The sequence below is a fragment of the Sphingobium sp. Cam5-1 genome (genome assembly GCF_015693305.1).
Classification (GTDB): Bacteria; Pseudomonadota; Alphaproteobacteria; order Sphingomonadales; family Sphingomonadaceae; genus Sphingobium.
Genome location: NZ_CP065138.1, coordinates 1386809 through 1408656, shown reverse-complemented (window position 1 = coordinate 1408656; position 21848 = coordinate 1386809). Strand labels below are relative to the sequence as shown.

Sequence of the window (21848 nt, the reverse complement as noted above, 5' to 3'; positions counted from 1 at the left end):
GGAGTCGATGCGCTGCTGACCAATCTTTCCATCCGCAACGTCGTCCTGATCGAGGCACTGGACCTTGAGTTCGGCACGGGCCTTGGCGTGCTGACGGGGGAGACCGGCGCGGGCAAGTCTATCCTTCTCGATTCGCTTGGGCTGGCGCTGGGGGCGAGGGCTGACAGCGGCCTCGTCCGCAGTGGCGAAGCGCAGGCCAGCGTCACCGCGACCTTCGACATTCCCCGCGCCGATCATAGGGCTGCCGAACTGCTCGGCAACAACGGTATCGAACTGGATGCGGGCGAACCGCTCATCATCCGCCGCACGCTGAAAGCTGACGGGGGAAGCCGGGCATTCGTCAATGATCAGGCCTGTTCCGCCGCCTTGCTCCGCGATCTGGGCGGGACGCTGGTCGAGATACATGGGCAGCATGACGATCGCGGGCTGCTCAATCCGCGTGGGCATCGCCAGTTGCTGGACGTCTATGGCCGCTGTGATAACGCATCGGTTGAATATGCCTATTCCGCCTGGCGTGCGGCGGCCGATCGGCTGGCGGAAAGCCGGGCAGCAGTTGAGGTGGCGGCGCGCGACCGCGACTATCTGACCCATGCGGTTGAAGAATTGTCGCGATTTGGCCCGGAGCCCGGCGAGGAAGCGGCGCTGGCCGAAGAGCGTGCGACCATGCAAAAGGGCGCGCGGCTGTCCGATGACCTGTCGGCGGTGACGGATTGCCTCACCGGCTCTGACGGCGGGTTGGCGCAGTTGCGGCAAGCGGCACGGCGGCTCGACCGCATGGTGGGTGAATATGAGCCACTTGCCGAAGTGCTCGCCGCCCTCGACCGGGCGGTGATTGAGGCGGGCGAGGCGGAGGATCGGCTGGCCAAGGCAGCGGATGCGCTCAGCTTTGATCCGGCGCGGTTGGACGCGATCGAAACGCGGCTGTTCGACCTGCGCGGATTGGCGCGTAAGCATCAGGTCGCCGCCGATGATCTCGCCGCGCTGCGCGATGAGATGTCGGCAAAGCTGGCCGCCATCGAGGGCGGAGAAGAGCATATCGCTGCGCTGGAGGCCGCTGTCGCTGCCAGTGCTGCCGCCTATCGCGAGGCGGCGCAGGCGTTGTCCGCCCAGCGCAGGGATGCTGCCGCGCGGCTGGACGCTGCCGTGGCGGCGGAACTCGCGCCATTGAAGCTTGACGCCGCGCGCTTCCGCACCACCGTCGCCGCGCTCGATGAAGGGCAATGGAGCGCGCAGGGCATGGACCGGGTGGAGTTCGAGATTTCCACCAATCCCGGCGCGCCCTTTGCGCCATTGGTAAAGATCGCATCGGGCGGCGAATTGTCACGCTTCATTCTTGCGCTCAAGGTCGCGCTGGCGGAGCGGGGCGGGGCGGACACGCTGATCTTCGACGAGATCGACCGGGGCGTCGGCGGCGCGGTGGCGTCGGCCATCGGCGACCGTCTGGCGCGGCTGGCTCAGAGCAACCAGATACTTGTCGTCACGCACAGCCCGCAGGTGGCCGCGCGCGGCGCTGGCCATATGTTGATCGCGAAGGCCAGCGATGGCACCGTTACCCGCACCGGCGTCCATGCGCTGAGCGACGGTGAGCGGCGCGAAGAGATTGCCCGCATGCTCTCTGGCGCGGAGATCACCGCCGAGGCAAGGGCGCAGGCGGAGCGGCTGCTGGAAGTCTGAACTGCCACGGGGCAATGATCGGTTCTCGACAAGCTCGCCCTGAACGGGGATGGAGCAGATATGAGTGACTCGATCGACCCGACCCAGATGACTGAAGCCGACGCCGCCAATCGCCTGATGCGGCTGGCCAGGGAAATTGCCCGGCACAATCGGCTCTACCATGATCAGGATCAGCCCGAGATCACGGACGCCGCCTACGACGCGCTGATCCGCGAGAACAATGCGTTGGAGGCCGCCTTTCCTCAGCTCGTCCGTGCGGATTCGCCCAATGCTCAGGTCGGTGCGGCGCCCACGTCGGGCTTGAAGAAGGTTCGGCATGCCGTGCGCATGATGAGCCTCGACAACGGCTTTTCGGACGAGGACATCGCCGAGTTCATCGCCCGCGTCCGCCGTTTCCTCGCGTTGCCCGACGGCGCGCCCGTCGCTCTGACTGCCGAGCCGAAGATCGACGGCCTGTCCTGTTCGCTCCGTTATGAAAAGGGTGAGTTGCGCCTCGCCGCGACGCGTGGCGACGGCGCGACGGGCGAAGATGTGACCGCCAATGTGCGCACCATCAGCGACATTCCCGATCGGCTGACCGGCGCCGACGTGCCCGAGCTGTTCGAAATTCGCGGCGAAGTCTACATGGCGAAGGCCGACTTTGTGGGCCTGAATCAGCGGCTTCTCTCCGAAGCTGACGATCCGGAAAAGGCGCGGCAATTCGCCAACCCCCGCAACGCTGCGGCAGGATCGCTGCGGCAAAAGGACGCCGCCGTCACCGCTAGCCGCCCGCTGCGCTTCCTCGCCCATGGCTGGGGCGAGGCGAGCAGCCTTCCGGCGGAGACTCAGCTTGGCGTCATGCAGGCGATCGGCCGCTGGGGCCTGCCGGTGTCGGACATGCTGACCTGCGTGGACTCGCTCGACGGGTTGATCGCGCATTATCGCGGGATAGAGGCGGCGCGCGCCGATCTTCCGTTCGACATTGACGGGGTAGTCTACAAGGTCGACCGGCTCGACTGGCAACAGCGGCTGGGCTTTGTTGCCAAGGCGCCGCGCTGGGCGATCGCGCATAAATTCCCGGCGGAACGGGCGCAGACCACGCTGGAGGCGATCGACATTCAGGTTGGTCGCACGGGCAAGCTGACCCCGGTTGGGCGGCTCACGCCTGTTACGGTGGGCGGCGTCGTAGTGTCCAACGTGACGCTGCACAATGCCGACGAGATCGAGCGGCTCGGCGTCCGGCCGGGCGACCGAATCGTGGTGCAACGCGCGGGCGATGTCATTCCGCAGGTGGTAGACAATCTGACCCGCGACGAAGCGCGCCCCGCTTTCCTCTTCCCCGATCATTGCCCGGAATGCGGGTCGGAGGCCGTGCGCGAAGAGGGTGAAGTCGATATCCGCTGTACCGGCGGCTTGATCTGCGGCGCGCAACGGTTCGAGCGGCTGCGCCATTTCGTCAGCCGAGGTGCGCTCGACATTGAAGGGCTGGGCGAGAAGACAATTCAGGAATTTCTAGACCTTGGCTGGATCACCGAACCGGCCGACATCTTCCGCCTCAAGCAACATCGCGCCGCGCTGCTCGGGCGAGAGGGATGGAAGGAAAAGTCCGTCGATAACCTGTTCGCTGCGATTGAGGCGAAGCGTGCCCCGGACGCCGCGCGCCTGCTCTTCGGCCTTGGCATTCGGCACATCGGTGCGGTCACCGCTCGCGATCTGTTGAAACGCTACACGAGCCTGCCCGGTATCAGGGCGCTGGCCGAGGACATCATCGCCTTACGCGATGCCACCATCTGCGCTGACGGTGAGGAGGAAGCACGCTTCCGTAATCGGCTGGACAAGGCGATTGCGGAGATGATCGGCGTTGAAAATGTGGGTTCGGCGGTTGGCCATGCCCTCGCCGACTTCTTCCACGAACCGCATAATCGGGAGGTGTGGGACGACCTGCTGTCCGAAGTGTCGCCGCCCGACTATGTGGTTGAAACCACCGCCAGCGCGGTGACGGGCAAGATCGTGGTCTTCACCGGCAAGCTCGAAACCATGAGCCGGGATGAGGCCAAGGCGCAGGCCGAGCGCCTGGGCGCGAAGGCCGCAGGGTCGGTCAGTGCCAAGACGGACCTGGTGGTCGCTGGCCCCGGCGCGGGATCGAAGCTGAAACAGGCGGCTTCGCTTGGGATCGACGTGATCGATGAAGCGGCTTGGGCGGAGATTGTGAAGGCGGCGGGGTAGGGGCAGCACTAGAGCATGATCCGATCAGACTGAATCGGATCATGCTCTTTTGTCTTTTGTTTCCCGCATTTTCCGAGCCCGCAGATGATGCCACCTGCTTCGAAAATGCTCCAGCCACCCCCGTCATCCCAGCGGACGCTGGGATCTCTGGAGGGTACGGCAAAGGTTGAAAGAGACCCCAGCTTTCGCTGGGGTGACGGAAAAGAAGGCCTCGATTCTTAGCCGCCTAATGCCTCCACCTTATCCTGCGTCTTCGTATCGAAATCGCTGGCGTCATGGCGTTCGCGCAGTTGTTCTTCGAGCGGGCCGTTGGCGCGGTTCACGATCCGGCCGCGCTTCACGGCAGGGCGCGCATCGATCTGCTTCGCCCAGCGCTGCACATTGGCGTAGCTCTGCACGTCCAGAAATTCGCCCGCGCCTACATAGGTCCGATCAAGTGCCACTCCGCCATACCAGGGCCAGATCGCGATATCCGCGATCGTGAATTCATCGCCCGCCACATACTCATGCTCGCCAAGCTGCCGGTCCAGCACGTCAAACTGCCGCTTTACCTCCATCGCATAGCGGTTGATGGCATATTCGATCTTTTCAGGTGCATAGGCGAAGAAATGGCCAAAGCCGCCGCCTAACAGGGGTGCGCTGCCCATCTGCCAGAATAGCCAGGACAGGGTCGCGGTACGCTTCGCCGGGTCCGAGGGCAGGAACGCCCCGAACTTCTCGGCCAGATAAACCAGGATGGCGCCGGACTCGAAAACTCGCTGCGGCGGTGAAACGCTGTGGTCCATGAGGACAGGGATTTTGCTGTTCGGATTGACCGAGACAAAGCCGCTGCCGAACTGATCGCCCTCGCCAATGTTGATGAGCCAGGCGTCATATTCGGCGCCCGGATGGCCCGCCGCCAGCAACTCCTCCAGCATGATCGTGACCTTTTGCCCATTGGGCGTGCCCAGCGAGTAGAGTTGCAGCGGGTGCTTTCCGAGCGGCAGTTCCTTGTCATGGGTCGCGCCCGCGATCGGCCGGTTTATATTGGCAAAGGCACCGCCATTGTCCTTGTCCCATGTCCAGACGCGAGGCGGAGTATAGCTTTCAATCATTTGGCAAAATGCTCCCATGGCGAGGTTGTCCCGCAAGTAGGGAGCGTGGTCCTGTGCCGCAACGGTTGCGCTCAAGGGAAACGGCTTGGACACGCCAACGGTCGCAACAATCCCGCGCATCGGCGCTGCGCAGATGACAAATGGCCGCCCAACGCGCACAAGGCGCACGCTTTCCGCCGGTGACGGAAGGCATAAAAAATCTGCATCCATCTCTTGACCGGCAATTTCATCGCTCCATATTCCGCGACGCTGGCACTCTTCAAAAGAGAGTGCTAACAGCACCTGGTTCATACGGGAGAAGGAACGGCGTTCAGCAGATTCGCGGATAGGGAAATCCCCGCGATTGAACGTCCGACCCAACCCAATAGAGGGAAAGGCAACTCAACATGGCATTTCGTCCGTTGCATGACCGCGTTCTCGTTCGCCGCGTAGAAGCGGAAGAGAAGACTGCCGGTGGCATCATCATCCCCGACACCGCCAAGGAAAAGCCGCAGGAAGGCGAAGTCGTTTCCGTCGGCACCGGCTCCAAGGCCGAAGATGGCAAGGTGACCCCGCTGGACGTCAAGGCTGGCGACCGCATCCTGTTCGGCAAGTGGTCGGGCACCGAGGTCAAGGTCGACGGTGAAGACCTGCTGATCATGAAGGAATCGGACATTCTGGGCGTCGTCGCCTAACCGATCATTGATGTCATCCCAGCGAAAGCTGGGATTTCAGGCCTTTAAACGCGGCGCAATGCCGCACCAGATCCCGGCTTTCGCTGGGATGACGGACAGAGGAACAAAATCATGGCTGCAAAAGACGTAAAGTTTTCGCGTGACGCCCGTGAGCGCATTCTGCGCGGCGTCGACATCCTGGCCGACGCGGTCAAGGTGACCCTCGGCCCCAAGGGCCGCAACGTCGTCATCGACAAGAGCTTCGGCGCTCCCCGCATCACCAAGGACGGCGTCAGCGTCGCCAAGGAAATCGAACTGAAGGACAAGTTCGAGAATATGGGCGCGCAGATGGTCCGCGAAGTCGCTTCGAAGACCAACGACGTTGCCGGTGACGGCACCACCACCGCGACCGTTCTGGCCCAGGCCATCGTTCGCGAAGGCATGAAGTCGGTTGCCGCCGGCATGAACCCGATGGACCTGAAGCGCGGCATCGATCTTGCCGTTGCCAAGGTTGTCGAGGACCTCAAGGGCCGTTCCAAGCCGGTTGCCGGCACGAAGGAAATCGCCCAGGTCGGCATCATTTCGGCTAATGGCGACACCGTCGTTGGCGAAAAGATCGCCGAAGCGATGGAGCGCGTGGGCAAGGAAGGCGTGATCACCGTCGAGGAAGCCAAGGGTCTCGAATTCGAGCTGGACGTCGTTGAAGGCATGCAGTTCGACCGGGGCTACCTGTCGCCCTACTTCGTGACCAACCCGGAAAAGATGGCAGTCGAACTGGCTGACCCCTACATCCTGATCCACGAGAAGAAGCTGTCGAACCTTCAGTCGATCCTGCCGATCCTCGAAGCGGTTGTTCAGTCGGGCCGTCCGCTGCTGATCATCGCGGAAGACATCGAAGGCGAAGCGCTGGCGACCCTGGTCGTCAACAAGCTGCGCGGTGGCCTGAAGGTCGCTGCGGTCAAGGCGCCTGGCTTCGGCGACCGCCGCAAGGCCATGCTGGAAGACATCGCCGTCCTGACCAAGGGCGAAGTGATCTCCGAAGACCTCGGCATCAAGCTTGAGAACGTCACCCTCGGCATGCTCGGCACCGCCAAGCGCGTCACCATCGACAAGGACAACACCACCATCGTCGATGGCGCCGGTGATGCCGAAGCGATCAAGGGCCGCACCGAGCAGATTCGCGCGCAGATCGAGACCACCACGTCCGACTATGACCGCGAAAAGCTGCAGGAGCGTCTGGCCAAGCTGGCTGGCGGCGTTGCGGTCATCAAGGTTGGCGGTGCTTCGGAAGTCGAAGTCAAGGAGCGCAAGGACCGCGTTGACGACGCGCTGCACGCAACCCGCGCAGCCGTCGAAGAAGGCATCGTCCCCGGTGGCGGCACGGCTCTGCTGTACGCGACCAAGGCTCTCGAAGGCCTTAAGGGCGTGAACGACGACCAGACCCGTGGCATCGACATCATCCGCAAGGCTATCGAAGCGCCGCTGCGCCAGATCGCCCAGAATGCGGGCGTTGACGGTGCGGTTGTCGCTGGCAACCTGCTGCGCGAAAATGACGAGACCCAGGGCTTCAACGCCGCGACCGACACCTATGAGAATCTTGTCGTCGCTGGCGTCATCGATCCCACCAAGGTCGTTCGCGCTGCCCTGCAGGACGCGGCTTCGGTCGCTGGTCTGCTGATCACCACCGAAGCGACCATCGCTGAACTGCCCGCCGACGACAAGGCGCCGATGGGCATGCCGGGCGGCGGCATGGGTGGCATGGGCGGCATGGACTTCTAAGTCCTTCGCTCACGCGAAAATGAGAAGGGCCGGTGGAGCGATCCGCCGGCCTTTTTCTTTGAGGGCGGCCGGAGCGAGGAAATTTCAGGCGCCCGGCCAGGCTGATGCCATCCAAAGCTGGCATTTGCCGGAAGAGGCGTGGCGCAATTTCGCGACATATTAGCGCATCATGCCTCAAATCGGCATAGCCTCCTATTTTCGTTCGCCCTGAGCCTATCGAAGGCTTCTATTTCTTTTCAGGAAGAAGAGGGCTTCGACAAGCTCAGCCCGAACGGGGTAGGGTAATTCGGATAAAAGCTGTGCTGCTCCAGCTTGCGCAGGAGGGCTGGCGGGGTTGCCCTGCCGAGCATTCTATCGGGAAGTCTGAAAGTTAAGCGGCAGGACAGAAGGGGCGGAAAATGAGGGGGCCAGCCCCATAGCTGGCAGCCGCTCAATAGCTCCATTTCGGGCATCTTCTTGCGCCGGAATTTACCAAATAGAAATCATGTTTGGCCAAAGATGACGGAGACGTGTCACGCCTCTTCCGTCATTGGAGCGCAAAATTGCGCGCGCACCTCGCGCCCGATACTCAGCAGAGCGCTGAGGTCCAGGACAGCCTTGTCCAATCGCTTTACGCCTCGCCCAAATCGCTGATGATCGGCGCGCTGGCCGGCGGAGCGCTCAGTTTCGTCGTCGCCGTCCATGCTGGCCGCGCCGAAATCACAACGATCGCGGCGTTGATTTTCCTGGTCGGGGTGAGCCGGTCGGTTTCGGCAGTCTATTTTCTGCGGCAGCTGGCAGATCATCAGGGACCCACGCAGCAAATCTGGGGCCTGGCCTACGAACTGGGTGCGTGGGGCTATGCAGCGCTGCTTGGTCTGCTTGCCTTTGCCACGCTGGTCCTTACCGGCGACGCGTCGCTGCATATATTGAGCGTCACGCTGGTCGCGGCCTATTCAGGCGGCATTGCGGGGCGCAACGCGGGCCGCATTCATATCGCCATTGGCCAGACATGTTTCGCGCTGTTGCCAACCTCCCTTGGTCTCTGCATCGCGGGGGGGCTTGGCTATTGGGTTCTGGCGACCATGCTGTTCCTGATGATCTTCGCCATGGCTGAGATCACGCGCACCACGCACAGAATCGTCGTTGAGGCATTGCAGGGCAATTATGAAAAGTCGCAGCTGGCGACGAAGTTCGAGCGGCTGGCGCGGTTCGACAGCCTTACCGGGGTCGAAAACCGCATGGCGATGCAGATGCGCCTGCGGGAACTGTTCGACAAGCGTCAGTCCGATCGGGACCCGATGGCCGTGTTCTGGATGGATCTGGACCGGTTCAAGGAGATCAACGATTCGCTCGGCCATATCATTGGCGATCAGCTGCTTTGCACGGTCGCTGCCCGGCTTTCCCATGCGCTTGATAGCCGTGGCCATGTCGCGCGCTTTGGCGGTGACGAATTTATCGTGATTTGCCCCGGCGCGGATCGCTCCATTGCCGAGCATATCGCGCATGATGTGATGACAGAGTTTAGCCACGACTTCGACGTCAGCGGCTATCATCTTACGGTCACCGCATCGATGGGCATTGCGGTTGCGCCCGGTGACGGGCGCGATAGCGAAGAACTGCTCCAGCACGCCGACATGGCTCTGTATGAGGCGAAACGCACGGGGCGGAATCGTCATGCGCATTTCGACTGGTCGATGAAGGAGCGGCAGAACCGGACCTATGAGCTGGAAATGGCGCTGCGCAGCGCCATGGCGAATGGTGAGCTGCTGCTGCATTATCAGCCGATCTTTGACACGGTCACCGGCAAGATCGCCATTTGCGAAGCGTTGATGCGGTGGGATCACCCGACCATGGGGCGGATTTCGCCGGCGGAATTCATACCGGTCGCCGAAAGCAGCTCCCTGATCGAACCGATCACCGCATGGGCGCTGGAGCAGGCGTGCCGTGACGCCATGCTGTGGGAAGATCATGTCCGCGTCGCCGTCAACATCTCGCCCGCGCTGATCAAGAGCGACGGGCTTCCGCGCGCTGTCATATCGGCGCTGATGGGATCGGGCCTGAAGGCCAAGCGGCTGGAACTGGAGGTGACGGAGTCCATCTTCCTTGAAGATAGCGGCCGGACCAGCCTCATCCTGTCGGAGCTTCAGCGTATCGGTTTGCGGCTGGCCCTTGATGATTTTGGAACGGGCTATTCGTCGCTCGGCTATCTGCGCGATTATTCCTTCGACACGCTGAAGGTCGATCAGAGCTTCATGCGTAGCGTGGGTGAAAAGGGACGGGATCGCGCCATCGCCCAGTCGGTTGCCTACCTGGCCCACTCGCTGGACGTCGAAACGGTGGCGGAAGGTATCGAGACCGAAGAGCAGCTGCGTTATGCGCGTGAGATGGGCTTCACCAATGTGCAGGGCTTCGTGCTCAGCCGCCCCATGCCAGCCGAGGACCTGCTCAAGATGATGAGTGACATGCAGCGTGAGAAAAGCAACGTCGTCACGCTCATGCAGAGCCGCCGCCGCGCCTGACAGCTATTTGGTCAGGCGCGTCTGGGCCGAAGCGAGCCGACGCATCATGCGCAGGTCCTTGGGATCGAGCTTGAGCGCGGTTGCAGCCCAATTCTCCACAATGTCCTTGAGCTCGGCATAATCGAGCGGATCGACGCGGCGGCCCGCTTCGAACACGCCGACATGGCCCGCATGGTGCGGACGGTTGCCGGTGATATAGTCACGCACGGCCTGTTCGCCCTCTCCATCCTCCGCAAGGATGGTGACCACGCCCATGTCGTACATCTCTTCAGCGGTGTAGACCTTGCCCGACAGGATCATGCGTTCCGCCATGCGACGGCCGAGCTTGCGCGCCAGAATGGAATAGGCGCCCATGCCGGGGAAGAGGCCGAAGAGCATTTCGGGCAGGCCGAAGCGCGCGCTCCGTTCCGCCACGACGACGTCGAAGCAAAGAAGCGCCTCGAAGCCGCCGCCAAGCGCATCGCCCTGCGCCAATGCAATGGAGATTAGCGGCATGTCCGCATTGCGCCAGGCGCGATGGACTACGTCGATGCAGGCATGACCATATTTGACGAGGCCGGGCAGGTCGCCCCGCTCGATGCAGCCAGCAAACAGCTCAAGGTCGCCGCCAAGGTTGAAAACGCCCGGAAAACGGGAGCCCAGCACCATATATTTGAGCGGCAGAGCACCTTCATCAAACAGCCGCTTCGTCTCTGTCTGCCAAAGCCGAATGTCGCGCAGCATCGGCAAACTGTAGTTTGGCCGATTCGCGGGGGTCATGAACGCCCATAATGTGTCGGTCGATTGTTCAAAGCTGACGTCGACCTGACCCAGGTCGAACAGCATCGAATGGCCGTTGTCGCGCGCCTGAGGCGCAGCTTCCGTAGCGGCAAAGGGCTGAATGTTTTCGACATGCAGATGCACTGGCGAAGCGTCCTCCACCTCATCTCGTGCCGGATTAAACCGTCCGGAATCAATCATCTGTGCCCCCGCATTTCGATATATGCTGAGGAAAACAATATTGTCAGACCTATGCAACCACCGCGAACCGGAAGAGTGCGTCATTAACCCTTTTTATCGCCGACTGTTGCCTCTAAGTAGCAGAAATGACGCGATCACTATGGTTAACGTTGTATTAATGCAACAAACGCCGTTAACCAATTCGCGGATGAAGATCGTCTCAGGGCTTTGTTAACCTTTATTAATTATGAAATGGTGCATGGACAGACATCGCACCGATCCGCAGATAGTGACGCTCCTGCTTCATGATGAAGAGGGGACGAACTGGACCCTTAACCTGGCGGCTGATTGCCTGTGCTTCATCGGCAATTACCGCCGTGTAGAGGGTTTCGACATCGATGCGATCGTGGCGTTCGACGGCCTGCGCAAGGCTGGTTGATCCCGCATAATTTTCAAAAAGCGGTTCCCACTTCTTCGCGCGATGTTCTAGAGCGCGCAGCGTGACTCAATCCCGCTTTTCCTTCGCTATCGCCGCAACGGACGGCAAGGCCCGCACGGGCACGATCCAGATGCGCCGTGGGGAGATCAGAACCCCCGCCTTCATGCCGGTGGGCACCGCCGCGACCGTAAAAGCCATGCGACCCGCCGAGGTCCGAGCGACTGGCGCCGACATCATCCTGGGCAATACCTATCATCTGATGCTGCGTCCCGGCGCCGAGCGTGTGGCAAGGCTGGGCGGGCTGCATGGCTTTATGGGATGGGACCGGCCGATCCTGACCGACAGCGGCGGTTATCAGGTGATGAGCCTGTCCGCGCTCACGAAGATGAGCGAGGAGGGGGTGGCCTTCGCCAGCCATATCGACGGGTCCCGTCATATGCTGACGCCCGAACGCTCAATGGAGATTCAGCGCCTGCTCGACAGCGACATCGTCATGGCGTTCGACGAATGTACGAAAAATGGCTGCACTCACGACGAAGCCGCGCACAGCATGGAGCGGTCGATGCGCTGGGCGAAGCGGTCGCGCGATGGCTTTGACGCGGGCGGCGAACATGCCGAGCGCGCGGCGCTGTTTGGCATCCAGCAGGGGTCGCTTGACGAGAATCTCCGGCATATTTCGGCGCAGAAGCTGATCGAGATCGGCTTTGACGGCTATGCTGTCGGCGGCCTGGCGGTTGGGGAGGGGCAGGAGGCGATGTTCGGCTGCCTCGACTATGCGCCCGATATGCTGCCGCAGGACAAGCCCCGCTACCTGATGGGGGTAGGGAAGCCCGATGACATTGTGGGAGCCGTGGAACGCGGGATCGACATGTTCGATTGCGTCCTGCCGACGCGCAGTGGGCGTAATGGGCAAGCGTTTACCTGGGCAGGCCCGCTCAATATTCGCAACGCCCGCTTTGCCGAGGATCTGTCGCCGCTCGATCCGCGCTGCACCTGCCCGGTCTGCGCAACATGGAGCCGCGCCTATCTGCATCATCTGGTAAAGGCCGGAGAAATGCTGGGCGCGATGCTGATGACCCAGCATAACATCCACTTCTACCAGTCATTGATGCAGGCGATCCGCGACAATATCGCGCACGGCCGGTTCGCTGCCTTCGCGGCGGATTTCCGGCGCGACTATCAGCGGGTCTGATAATCAGGGAATGACGGTGATGGCGATGGCATAGTCGCCAGCGACCGGATCATGATCCAGTGGAGCACGGAGCTGGCGGGAAAGGCCCGTCAGTACCCGGCCATAACGTTCCTCGATCCGCTCGCCCATGGCATCCGAAGCACGCAAGGCCGGGGAACTGATGTGAAGGATCGCGCGGTCTTCCCGTCCGGGTTCAAGCTGCACCGTTATGCGCATGCCTGTCCTGGGATCGGATAGCATCGCCAGTTCCACCAGTTCGGTCAGCAGGAAGGCGATAGGCACGGCGACGTCCTGACTGATGTGCAGATTGTCGCTGTCGATCTGGATGCCGAACCGCCGCGCTTCAGCTGGAGCAGTGCCGCGCAGGCTGGCAGACAATTCGCTGACCAGTGACCGCACGCCAACGCCGCGATGCTCCTCCAATTCCGCATAATGGTTGCGATGGACGACCGACAATGCATCGACGCGGCGCTGGATGGAGGCATAGGCCTCCACGGCTTCAGGCTCGTGCGCGGCGCGGGCATGCAGGCTGATGAGGCTGGCGATGATCTGGAGGTTGTTCTTGACGCGATGATGCACCTCCCGCGTCAATTTGCGCTGGGTCTCCAGTCCCTCGGCCATCTCGGCCTCATGCGTTGCGACATCCTCGCTGATTTCCCGGAAGGTTTCGCCCAGCGCCACTATTTCCTGCGCGGGGGTGCGTATGCGGCGCATAGGCTCCAGCACTTCGCCGGGATGATAGGCGGCCACGGTGCGGCGCAGCAACACGAGCGGGCGGATAAGCAGCCGATTGACCACGAACCAGCCGATCGCCGCCGCCGCGAACCACATCACCAGGGGCAGGAACAGCGAGAGCATGCGCGCAAGTGTGACCGGCGGATCGCGCAAGGTCATGGTGAGCAGAATGTCCGGTGGATCAAGCCGCGCGGACAGGCTGGTGCTTTTGCCCCGCAGATTGCCTGTTGGACGACTGACCACCAGAAGCTGATCGCCCTGCTGCAAGCTTAACTGCCGGTTCTGGAGCGCGGTGGTCGGGCTGGCGATCGTTTCCAGATAGGAGCGCGAATAATAGGCGATTGCCGCCACCTGCCGGTTGTCGCTGACCACGCGGCTGACGAGATAGCCCGATGCTGGCAGCAGCAGCGCCGGGGCGGTGTGAAAACGTGCCGTCTTGGTCAGGCCGAGCGGTTCTGGCTGGGACGATCCGCAGATGCGGCGCCCCTTTCGATCGTAGATATAATAGCGGCCGCCTTCCCGGTCGTGGGACGTCAGGAAGAGCGACAGCCGCTGGCACATTTCCGGCCCCTCGCTGCCGGTAGACAGCGCGTTGGCGGTAAGCATCAACGCCGTTCGATCCGAAGCAAGGTCTTCGGTCAACTTGCGAGCGCTCTGTGTCACGGACACCCGAAGCAGCGCTTCTTTTTCCAGGTCTGACGTCCGGATGGCCTGCAATGACGCGACAAGGGCGATAAGGCCCAGCGGTAGCAGGGCGAGCGTCAGGATGAGGAACATCTTGACGCCGGTCGATTGGATCAGGCTGTTCAGGTTACGCATGAGCAATCAACTGGCTGGGACTGGCCGTCCCCGTTCATGCGATAATCAGGAGCGTGTCGACTGGAAAGGCCTGGCGCACGCAAGCGCGCACCGCCCAAGCAGGGGATCGACCCGCGCATATTCCATTTTCGAAAAGCACCAGCCTGCCCTCCGTCCGGGACGCCTCAATGACGTCGATCCTTTAACCGACGCTTAGTCCAGCTTCCGCAGTAGGTCGAGCATTTCGGAGGGAATGTCTTCATCCACCGCACGCTGATAGACGGAGCGCAGCGCGTTGGCGACTTGTCCTTCACCCTTGGCCGGGGAGGATCGCCGTTTTCGGGGGGCGCTGCCAGTCACGCCCGAATCCGGGGTGTTGGCGCCGACATCTTTCTTGTCCCCTCCCTTCACATCCCGTTCCGTCGTTGAAGCAACCAAAATACGCCCCTCTGCAACGCTAACATGTCAATCGGCATTTCTTTTGCGGCTTTCCCGCAAGACGTCAATTGACCGCCAGCGGACCTTTACATCAAAATCCAGATTTCAGTTAAAAAACCGAACGGCAGTGAAACAAATCTTTTCGTCGTTGGTTCCGCACTTCGAAGCATTTTTTGTGGCCTTGTGAAAGGCGACCGAGAGGGGCGGGGGCTTGCCACATCGGCATCGGCAATCCATCCTTTCGCGCAGCGAGTGTTTAGTAGCAATGCGCCCTATGGGCTGGGAGAAGATTTACAGATGTCGCTTGGACAGCAACTGCACCCCCATCTTCCTTTCTTGCGCCGCTATGCCCGCGCCCTGACGGGCAGCCAGGGTCATGGTGACGCCTATGTGCGTGCGACGCTGGAAGCGATCGTCGCGGCGCCCGAAGAATTTCCGGCCGATGTCGATCCGCGGCTTGGCCTTTACCGGACTTTCCACGCGATCTGGTCGTCATCCCATCTGGAGGATGGTCCGGTCCTCACGGGCAATGACGGGCAGGAAGCGGTCGCGCAGGCGCGCCTCGCGCGGCTGACACCGCTCCCCCGACAGGCGTTGCTGCTGACGGCACTGGAAGGTTTCACGGTCGATGACGTCGGCTATCTGATCGGTCTGGACCCCGCCGATGTCGAAGCTCTGGTGGAAGAAGCGCTTGGCGAGATTGAGGCGCAGACGCGCGCCAAGGTCCTGATCATCGAGGACGAGCCGATCATCGCCATGGACATCGAAACGATCGTCCGCGACCTTGGTCATGAAGTGACGGCGATTGCCGTAACCCGCGAAGATGCGGTGCGCGAAGCGATGGCGGAGCGGCCGGGGCTGGTGCTGGCCGACATTCAGCTGGCGGACGATTCCAGCGGCATTGATGCGGTGAAGGACATATTGGCGGAGTTCTCCGTGCCGGTCATTTTCATCACCGCTTTCCCGGAGCGTCTGCTGACGGGCGAACGACCCGAACCGACCTTCCTCATCACCAAGCCGTTCCAGCGTTCGACCGTCAAAGCGGCCATTTCTCAAGCCCTGTTCTTTGACGAGGCCACTGCCCCGGTATGATTGGGCAAAGCCGTCGTGCCATAAAAGACTGAATGAGTGGCGGAACCCGGCTCATTCCCCCGCGTTATTCATGCGTAACGATCGGGAGGTGAATTATGGCGGAAGAGGAAAAGCACGTTGCTGCCGAAGACGCCAGGTCAGGATCGACGCCACACATAGTCCGTTACATTCTCGGCATTTCGCTGCCTCTGGTAATTATTGGCATGCTGATCGTGCTGTGGAGCTATTACGGGTAAACAACATTGGTTCCGTGGAACAATGGGTATAGGATGCGGACGCACATATGGCTTTGACGGCTTCGGTTCATGAGGCGAGGGCGACAGCCAGTAAGAGGGTTGTTCCCATGAGCGAAGGGCTTGGCCAGGAGGCGGAGCACCAGGAAGAAGAGCGGCAGTCGCTCTCGGATTCGGATTTCAAGCGTGAACTGGCTGCGGTGATCCCGCACTTGCGCGCGTTTGGCCGGTCCCTTTCGGGGAATCGCGATGTTGCCGATGACCTCGTTCAGGAAACGCTTTTGAAGGCATGGGCGGCGCGTGTCCGTTTCCAGGCGGGCACCAACATGCGCGCCTGGACGTTCATCATTTTGCGCAACCATTATCTGTCGCAGATGCGGCGTTCGCGCTTTCGTGGCGACTGGGATGACCTGACGGCGGATCGCCTGCTTGCGGCGCCTGCTGGGCAGGACAAGCATGTCGAGCTTTCCGACATGCAGCGTGCCCTGTTGCAATTGCCCCAGCCGCAGCGAGAGGCGCTCATCCTCGTCGGCGCGGGCGGCTTTGCCTATGAAGAGGCCGCCGAAATCTGCGGCGTCGCGGTTGGAACGATCAAGAGCCGGGTGGCGCGTGGACGCGCCGCGCTGGAACAAATTCTCGAAAGCGGCGATTTGCCGTCGCGGCGGACGCAGGAGACCAGAGACACAGCCGTGCTGGACGAGATCATGGACGATGTCGATCGCCTCAGTCGGGGGCGTGAGACAAGGCAGAGTCCCGACCTGGATGCCGATGACGTGTAAGGCCGGTTCCTGCCGACCTTCCCGGATGGGAAGGGGGATGGGAGAAGGACTATGGTTGAGGGTGGAAGGAGAGACCCTCCTCTGGACCGGGAACAGCGGGACCAGATGATCGAAACCCAGCGGTCTCGCGGTAGTACCGTGATTTTCGCAATCGTTGCGATTGCCCTGATCCTGGCTATCGGCTTCTTCTACCTGACCAAGGAACGCGAAAATCGAGTGGGCGACACGCTGATCGAAGCGGCCGATTCACCCGATAGCGCAGCGCATGTTATTGGCGATGCTGCTCAAAATGAGGCGGCACGGCTGAATAACCGGAACTGACCTGCGGGTAGACGCGCCGGTAGCGGAACAAGCGGCGGCGCAGGCCATCTTCAGAAAATCTTTGGGAATTTCTTCCACAGTCAGCGCATTGTCGGATTTCCTTACAGTCATTGTAAGCGATTCCGATGCCAACAAGGCTGCCTTTGCCAACGGCAGCGCCGGGAATGCGCGCGACTGATGATCAGGCTTTTCAAACATTATGTGCCGCATGCCGTGCTGCTGCTGGGACTGCTTGATCTGCTGCTGCTGCTGGGCGCTGCCGAAGTCGGATGGATATTGAGGGCTAGGCAGATCGGCATGGATGTCGATCAGATCACGACGCGCGCCGCGCCGCTGGTCAGCTTTGCGCTGTCGATCCAGACCGCCATGATCGCGGTGGGCGTCTATGGCACCGAAGCGCTCCAATCGATCCGTTTCGCCTTCGCGCGGCTGCTCGTGGCCATTTCGCTGGGCGTCATATTCCTGTCGGTCATGCATTTCGTGCTGCCAGACCTGACGCTTTGGCGGTCCAATTCTCTTTATGCCATGGCGCTTGCTATCGCTCTCTTGCTGGCGGTGCGGCTGCTGTTGGGGTCGATGCTCGGCGGTGAAGCGTTCAAGCGTCGGCTGGTCGTGCTGGGCGCGGGCAATCGCGCCAACCGCATCCGCGAACTGGAACAGCGCAAGGGGGCAGGATTCCTGATCGTCGGCTATATCGCGATGAATGACGGGCCGCAGGTGATCCCCGAAGCGATCAACCGTAGCGCTATCTATAATCTGGCTGATTTCGTGGTCCGGCTGGCCGCCAGCGAGGTGGTGCTGGCGCTGGAGGAGCGGCGTAACGCGCTGCCCCTGTCGGACCTGCTGCGTATCAAGACGACCGGCGTCCATGTGAACGAGATATCGACCTTCCTCGAACGGGAGACGGGCCGGGTCGATCTCGACAGCGTAAATCCCAGTTGGCTGATCTTTTCGGACGGCTTCTCGGCAGGCCGCCGCCTGTCCAGCATCGCCAAGCGGCTCTTCGACGTCATCGCCAGTTCCATCCTTCTGCTGCTGACCGGCCCCATCATCCTGATCGCGGCGGTCCTGGTGAAGCTCGACAGCAAGGGACCTGCTTTCTACCGCCAGCAGCGCGTCGGCCTTTTCGGCGAGGAATTCTGGATCGTGAAGCTGCGCACCATGCGGCAGGATGCCGAGGTCAGCGGGCAGGCGGTCTGGGCGGAAAAGGATGATCCCCGGATCACCCGGCTCGGCTACTGGCTCCGCAAGCTGCGCATCGACGAGCTGCCGCAGACATGGACGGTGTTGAAGGGCGAGATGAGCTTCGTCGGCCCCCGTCCGGAGCGACGCCAGTTCGTCGAGGATCTGGAGCAGCATCTGCGCTATTATGCCGAGCGGCACATGGTGAAACCGGGCATCACCGGCTGGGCGCAGATCAATTATCCCTATGGCGCATCGATCGAGGACAGCCGGAACAAGCTGGAATATGATCTCTACTACGCCAAAAATTATACGCCTTTCCTCGACCTGCTGATCCTGATCCAGACCCTGCGCGTCATCCTGTGGCCGGAAGGGGCGCGCTGAGGCGCGGCGATGGGCGCGCTGCTGCAATTTGTCGGAGACTGGGGCCACGCGCTGGCCGCCGTGCTGTTCGCGGCGGTGGGGATATTCGGCCTGCGCCGCCGGGAGCAGGCGGCGGATCAGCGGATGCTGGCCGTCGCGCTGCTGCTGACATCCTGCTGGTCGCTCTATGTATCCTTCGGCGGGGTCGACAAGCCGCTGACCGGCATTGGCGAGAATATCCGTAACGCCGCGTGGCTATTGTTGCTGTTCATGATGCTGCGCCGGGACGCGAGTGCGCGGGCAGGATCGATGGTGGCGATCGGATCGGTCTATGCCGCTGTGGCGGGGCTGATCCTGCTCCAGACCTTCACCGACCTTATCTGGCGGCAACTGCCCAGCGCCAGCGACCTGCATCACACATTGGTGCAGGTGTCGCTGAGCCTGCACATGATGACGGCGGTCGGCGGGTTGATGCTGGTCCACCATCTCTACATCAGCTGGCCTCCGCAGCAGCGGGGCCGGGTGGCGTTGCTGCTCGGCGCGCTGGCGGCGATGTGGACCTATGACTTCAATCTCTATGTGATCGGCTATTTCGCGATCGAGCGGGCGCATGCGCTGTATGCGCTTCGCGGTCCCCTGATGGCGCTGCTCGCTCCCGTGATTGCGGTGGGCATGCGGCGGGACATGGCGGCGCAGGTGCAACTGTCACGATTGCTGACCTTTCGTGCGCTGTCGTTTGTTTCGATCACGCTCTACATGATCCTTATCGCAGCTGCGGGGTTGGCGATCGAGCTGCTTGCTGGCCCCTATGCCCGGATCATCCAGATCGGCTGTGTCTTCTTCATGGCGGTCAGCGCGCTGATACTGCTGCCTTCGCCCCGGATACGGGCGCTTTGGAAGGTGCAGGTCGCCAAGCATTTCTTCCAGCATCGTTATGACTATCGCACCGAATGGATGCGTTTTGGCGAGACGATCGGTAGGCCTGGCACTGACGCACCCCCGCTGGGCGAACGGGTGGCGAAGGCGGTGGCCGACATCACTGATTCCCCCGCCGCCATATTGATGCTGCGCGCGGAGGACGGCTCCCTCGCGCTGGAAACCCATTGGAACTGGGATAGTGATCTCGCCCATGATGCGACGGTGCCTGCGCCTTTCGCCTTGCTGGTCGAACGGAGCGGCTGGATCATCGACATCGACCAGGATTTTGCGCGGCGTCAGGGCCGTGAAGCGCCCGGATGGATGCGTGCGGACGCCCGCGCCTGGGCGTTGGTCCCGCTGATCCATTTCGGCAAGCTGATTGGTGCCATATTGCTGGCACGGCCCGCGATGGACCGGCGGCTGGACTGGGAAGACCTGGACATGCTGCGCACCGCGGGCCGTCAGGCGGCGAGCTATCTGAGCGAAGCGCAGGGCCAGCAGGCGTTGGACGATGCCCAGCGCTTCGACGAGTTCAACCGGCGCTTTGCCTTCATCATCCATGACGTCAAGAATCTGGTCAGTCAGTTGTCCTTGCTCGCCCGAAATGCGGAGCGGCATGCCGATAATCCCGAATTCCGGGCGGACATGGTGCTGACGCTCAAGGAGTCGGTGGGGAAGATGAACGATCTGCTGGCGCGCCTGTCTCAGCATAACAAGGCGCGCGCTGCCGAGCGCCAGCCGGTCTCCCTGCAAGAAATTGCGGGGAAGGTTGCCCGGAGCCGATCGCGCCAGCATGAGGTTCGGCTGACGGGCGACGCTCCCCTCGCTTTGGCTGATCCGGCGAGGGTCGAGCAGATCATTGTCCACCTTCTGCAAAATGCGATCGACGCAAGCGCGGCGGGTGAGCCGGTCGAAATCCGGCTGGGCGGGGATAGCCGCTGTTCGACGATTGACGTGATCGATCACGGCTGCGGCATGACCGCCGAATATGTGCGCCGTGATCTGTTCAAACCATTCTCATCCAGCAAGGCCGGGGGCTTTGGCATCGGCGCTTTCGAAGCGCGGGCGCTGGCGCAGGGAATGGACGGAAGCATCGAGGTGGAAAGCAAGCCGGGGCAGGGAAGCCGCTTCACGCTGTGCCTTCCGCTTGCGCCACATGGGACAGAGGGAATGGCCGCCTGATGAGCGACACGCGACCCAAATTGTTGATCGTGGAGGATGACCCCGGCCTGCAACGGCAGTTGCGTTGGGCCTATGAGGATTATCAGCTGTTCATCGCGGGCGACCGGGAGGAAGCGATCGAGATGTTGCGGGCAGAGGCGCCCGATGTCGTGACGCTGGACCTTGGCCTGCCGCCCGATCCGGACGGCACCAGCGAGGGTTTCGCGACGCTTGGCGAAATGCTCCAAATCAAGCCGGATACGAAGATCATCGTCGCCTCAGGTCATGGGGCGCGCGAAAGTGCGCTCAACGCCATTTCCGGTGGCGCCTATGATTTTTACCAGAAGCCGGTCGATATTGACGAACTGGGGCTGATTGTTCGCCGCGCCTTCCATGTCCACGCGCTGGAGAGGGAAAATGCCCGGCTGGCGGAGGTCGCGCCAGAGGAAGCGCGCGTGCTGGGGCGATTGATAACGGCGGCGCCGGAAATGCTGAAGGTCGCCCGCACCATCGAGCGGGTTGCCGGGGCACAGGTTTCAGTACTGCTGACCGGCGCGAGCGGAACGGGCAAGGAATTGCTGGCGCAGGGGTTGCACGATGCGAGCCCGCGCCGGAATAACATTTTTGTCGCTGTGAACTGCGCCGCGATCCCGGAGGTGCTGCTGGAAGCCGAACTGTTCGGCCAGGACGGCGCGCCGGGCAAGATCGAGCGCGCGCAGGGCGGGACATTGTTTCTGGACGAGATCGGCGAATTGCCGCTGGCTTTGCAGATGAAGCTGCTGCGTTTCCTACAGGATCGGCTGATCGGCAGCGGGCCGGAGACGGTCATGGTGGACACGCGCATCCTGTGCGCAACGCATCAGGACCTGGAGGATATGATCCGCGCGGGTGGCTTCCGCGAGGACCTATATTACCGCCTCGCCGAGATTGTCGTGCGGATACCAGCCTTGAAGGATCGGCCCGGAGACCCCGCCTTGCTGGCGCGGCATTTCCTCAACCGCTTCGCCAAGGAGATGAATCCGCAGGTCAAGGGGCTGGCCCCCGACGCTCTTGCCGCACTGGATGCGTGGACGTGGCCGGGTAATGTGCGTGAGCTGGAAAACCGCATGAAGCGCGCGGTGATCATGGCGGATGGCAAGCATGTCACGGCCACCGATCTGGACCTGGATGCCGACCGGACTGAGGGCAGCGACTTTGTGAATCTGAAGGCTGCGAGGGAAATGGCGGATCGGCGCGTCATCAGGCGGGCGATCGCGCGGACGGATGGGAATATCTCAGGCGCGGCGAAGATGTTGGGGATCAGTCGTCCAACTTTGTACGACTTGCTCAAACAATATCAGATACAGGGTTGA

General features: G+C 61.9%; 18 protein-coding genes. 14 read left to right on the top strand and 4 right to left on the bottom strand.

The features are described 5' to 3' along the window. Positions 1 to 12: 12 nt before the first annotated feature. Both recN and ligA read left to right on the top strand, forming a co-directional pair. Entirely contained in the window at positions 13 to 1674 is a 1662-nt protein-coding gene (gene recN, locus IZV00_RS07110; protein ID WP_196226554.1) for a DNA repair protein RecN, read from the top strand. A 60-nt stretch (positions 1675 to 1734) separates the two neighbouring features. Then, the gene (gene ligA, locus IZV00_RS07105) at positions 1735 to 3879 is read left to right on the top strand and encodes an NAD-dependent DNA ligase LigA (RefSeq protein WP_230463329.1); all 2145 of its coding nucleotides are present in this window, start codon (positions 1735 to 1737) and stop codon (positions 3877 to 3879) included. 218 nt (positions 3880 to 4097) lie between these two features. Here ligA and yghU read toward each other — a convergent pair whose 3' ends face one another. Further along, positions 4098 to 4973: a glutathione-dependent disulfide-bond oxidoreductase gene (gene yghU, locus IZV00_RS07100; RefSeq protein ID WP_196226412.1), complete on the bottom strand. Its 876-nt coding sequence runs from the start codon at positions 4971 to 4973 to the stop codon at positions 4098 to 4100. 386 nt (positions 4974 to 5359) lie between these two features. On the opposite strand from yghU, the gene groES reads away from it, so the two are divergent. The 3 genes from groES to IZV00_RS07085 all read left to right on the top strand — a co-directional run bounded on the left by groES (position 5360) and on the right by IZV00_RS07085 (position 9906). Then, positions 5360 to 5647, top strand: coding sequence for a co-chaperone GroES (gene groES / locus IZV00_RS07095; protein ID WP_167302842.1), 288 nt, complete (start codon positions 5360 to 5362; stop codon positions 5645 to 5647). A gap of 111 nt (positions 5648 to 5758) precedes the next feature. Next, entirely contained in the window at positions 5759 to 7405 is a 1647-nt protein-coding gene (groL, locus tag IZV00_RS07090; RefSeq protein ID WP_196226411.1) for a chaperonin GroEL, read from the top strand. 509 nt (positions 7406 to 7914) lie between these two features. After that, a complete protein-coding gene (locus IZV00_RS07085; protein WP_196226552.1) occupies positions 7915 to 9906 on the top strand; it encodes a putative bifunctional diguanylate cyclase/phosphodiesterase in 1992 nt (663 codons plus the stop codon). A gap of 3 nt (positions 9907 to 9909) precedes the next feature. On the opposite strand, the gene IZV00_RS07080 is transcribed toward IZV00_RS07085, so the two are convergent. Then, complete coding sequence (locus tag IZV00_RS07080; protein WP_196226410.1) at positions 9910 to 10866, bottom strand: crotonase/enoyl-CoA hydratase family protein; 957 nt, start codon at positions 10864 to 10866, stop codon at positions 9910 to 9912. 238 nt (positions 10867 to 11104) lie between these two features. Between IZV00_RS07080 and IZV00_RS07075 the strand changes: the two genes are divergently transcribed. Further along, on the top strand, positions 11105 to 11284 hold the full coding sequence (locus IZV00_RS07075; RefSeq protein ID WP_196226409.1) for a hypothetical protein: 180 nt from the start codon (positions 11105 to 11107) through the stop codon (positions 11282 to 11284). A gap of 61 nt (positions 11285 to 11345) precedes the next feature. After that, on the top strand, positions 11346 to 12476 hold the full coding sequence (gene tgt / locus IZV00_RS07070) for a tRNA guanosine(34) transglycosylase Tgt (RefSeq protein WP_196226408.1): 1131 nt from the start codon (positions 11346 to 11348) through the stop codon (positions 12474 to 12476). A 3-nt stretch (positions 12477 to 12479) separates the two neighbouring features. Here tgt and IZV00_RS07065 read toward each other — a convergent pair whose 3' ends face one another. After that, complete coding sequence (locus IZV00_RS07065) at positions 12480 to 14030, bottom strand: sensor histidine kinase (protein WP_230463327.1); 1551 nt, start codon at positions 14028 to 14030, stop codon at positions 12480 to 12482. Between the two features lie 192 nt (positions 14031 to 14222). Next, positions 14223 to 14447, bottom strand: coding sequence for a NepR family anti-sigma factor (locus tag IZV00_RS07060; protein ID WP_230463326.1), 225 nt, complete (start codon positions 14445 to 14447; stop codon positions 14223 to 14225). Between the two features lie 297 nt (positions 14448 to 14744). Between IZV00_RS07060 and IZV00_RS07055 the strand changes: the two genes are divergently transcribed. The 7 genes from IZV00_RS07055 (at position 14745) to prsR (ending at position 21848) form a co-directional block, all read left to right on the top strand. Beyond that, complete coding sequence (locus IZV00_RS07055) at positions 14745 to 15539, top strand: response regulator (RefSeq protein WP_196226407.1); 795 nt, start codon at positions 14745 to 14747, stop codon at positions 15537 to 15539. A 95-nt stretch (positions 15540 to 15634) separates the two neighbouring features. After that, positions 15635 to 15775, top strand: a complete 141-nt coding sequence (locus tag IZV00_RS07050) for a hypothetical protein (RefSeq protein WP_196226406.1) — start codon at positions 15635 to 15637, stop codon at positions 15773 to 15775. Positions 15776 to 15882: 107 nt separating this feature from the next. Next, positions 15883 to 16551, top strand: coding sequence for a sigma-70 family RNA polymerase sigma factor (locus IZV00_RS07045; protein WP_196226405.1), 669 nt, complete (start codon positions 15883 to 15885; stop codon positions 16549 to 16551). Between the two features lie 51 nt (positions 16552 to 16602). Further along, the gene (locus IZV00_RS07040; protein WP_443020068.1) at positions 16603 to 16872 is read left to right on the top strand and encodes a hypothetical protein; all 270 of its coding nucleotides are present in this window, start codon (positions 16603 to 16605) and stop codon (positions 16870 to 16872) included. 177 nt (positions 16873 to 17049) lie between these two features. Continuing rightward, entirely contained in the window at positions 17050 to 18438 is a 1389-nt protein-coding gene (locus IZV00_RS07035) for a TIGR03013 family XrtA/PEP-CTERM system glycosyltransferase (protein ID WP_196226404.1), read from the top strand. A 9-nt stretch (positions 18439 to 18447) separates the two neighbouring features. Next, positions 18448 to 20517 (top strand): XrtA/PEP-CTERM system histidine kinase PrsK, encoded by a 2070-nt coding sequence (prsK, locus tag IZV00_RS07030; protein WP_196226403.1) that lies wholly within the window; start codon positions 18448 to 18450, stop codon positions 20515 to 20517. Further along, positions 20517 to 21848, top strand: coding sequence for a PEP-CTERM-box response regulator transcription factor (gene prsR / locus IZV00_RS07025; RefSeq protein WP_196226402.1), 1332 nt, complete (start codon positions 20517 to 20519; stop codon positions 21846 to 21848). The genes prsK and prsR overlap by 1 nt, the downstream gene beginning before the upstream one ends.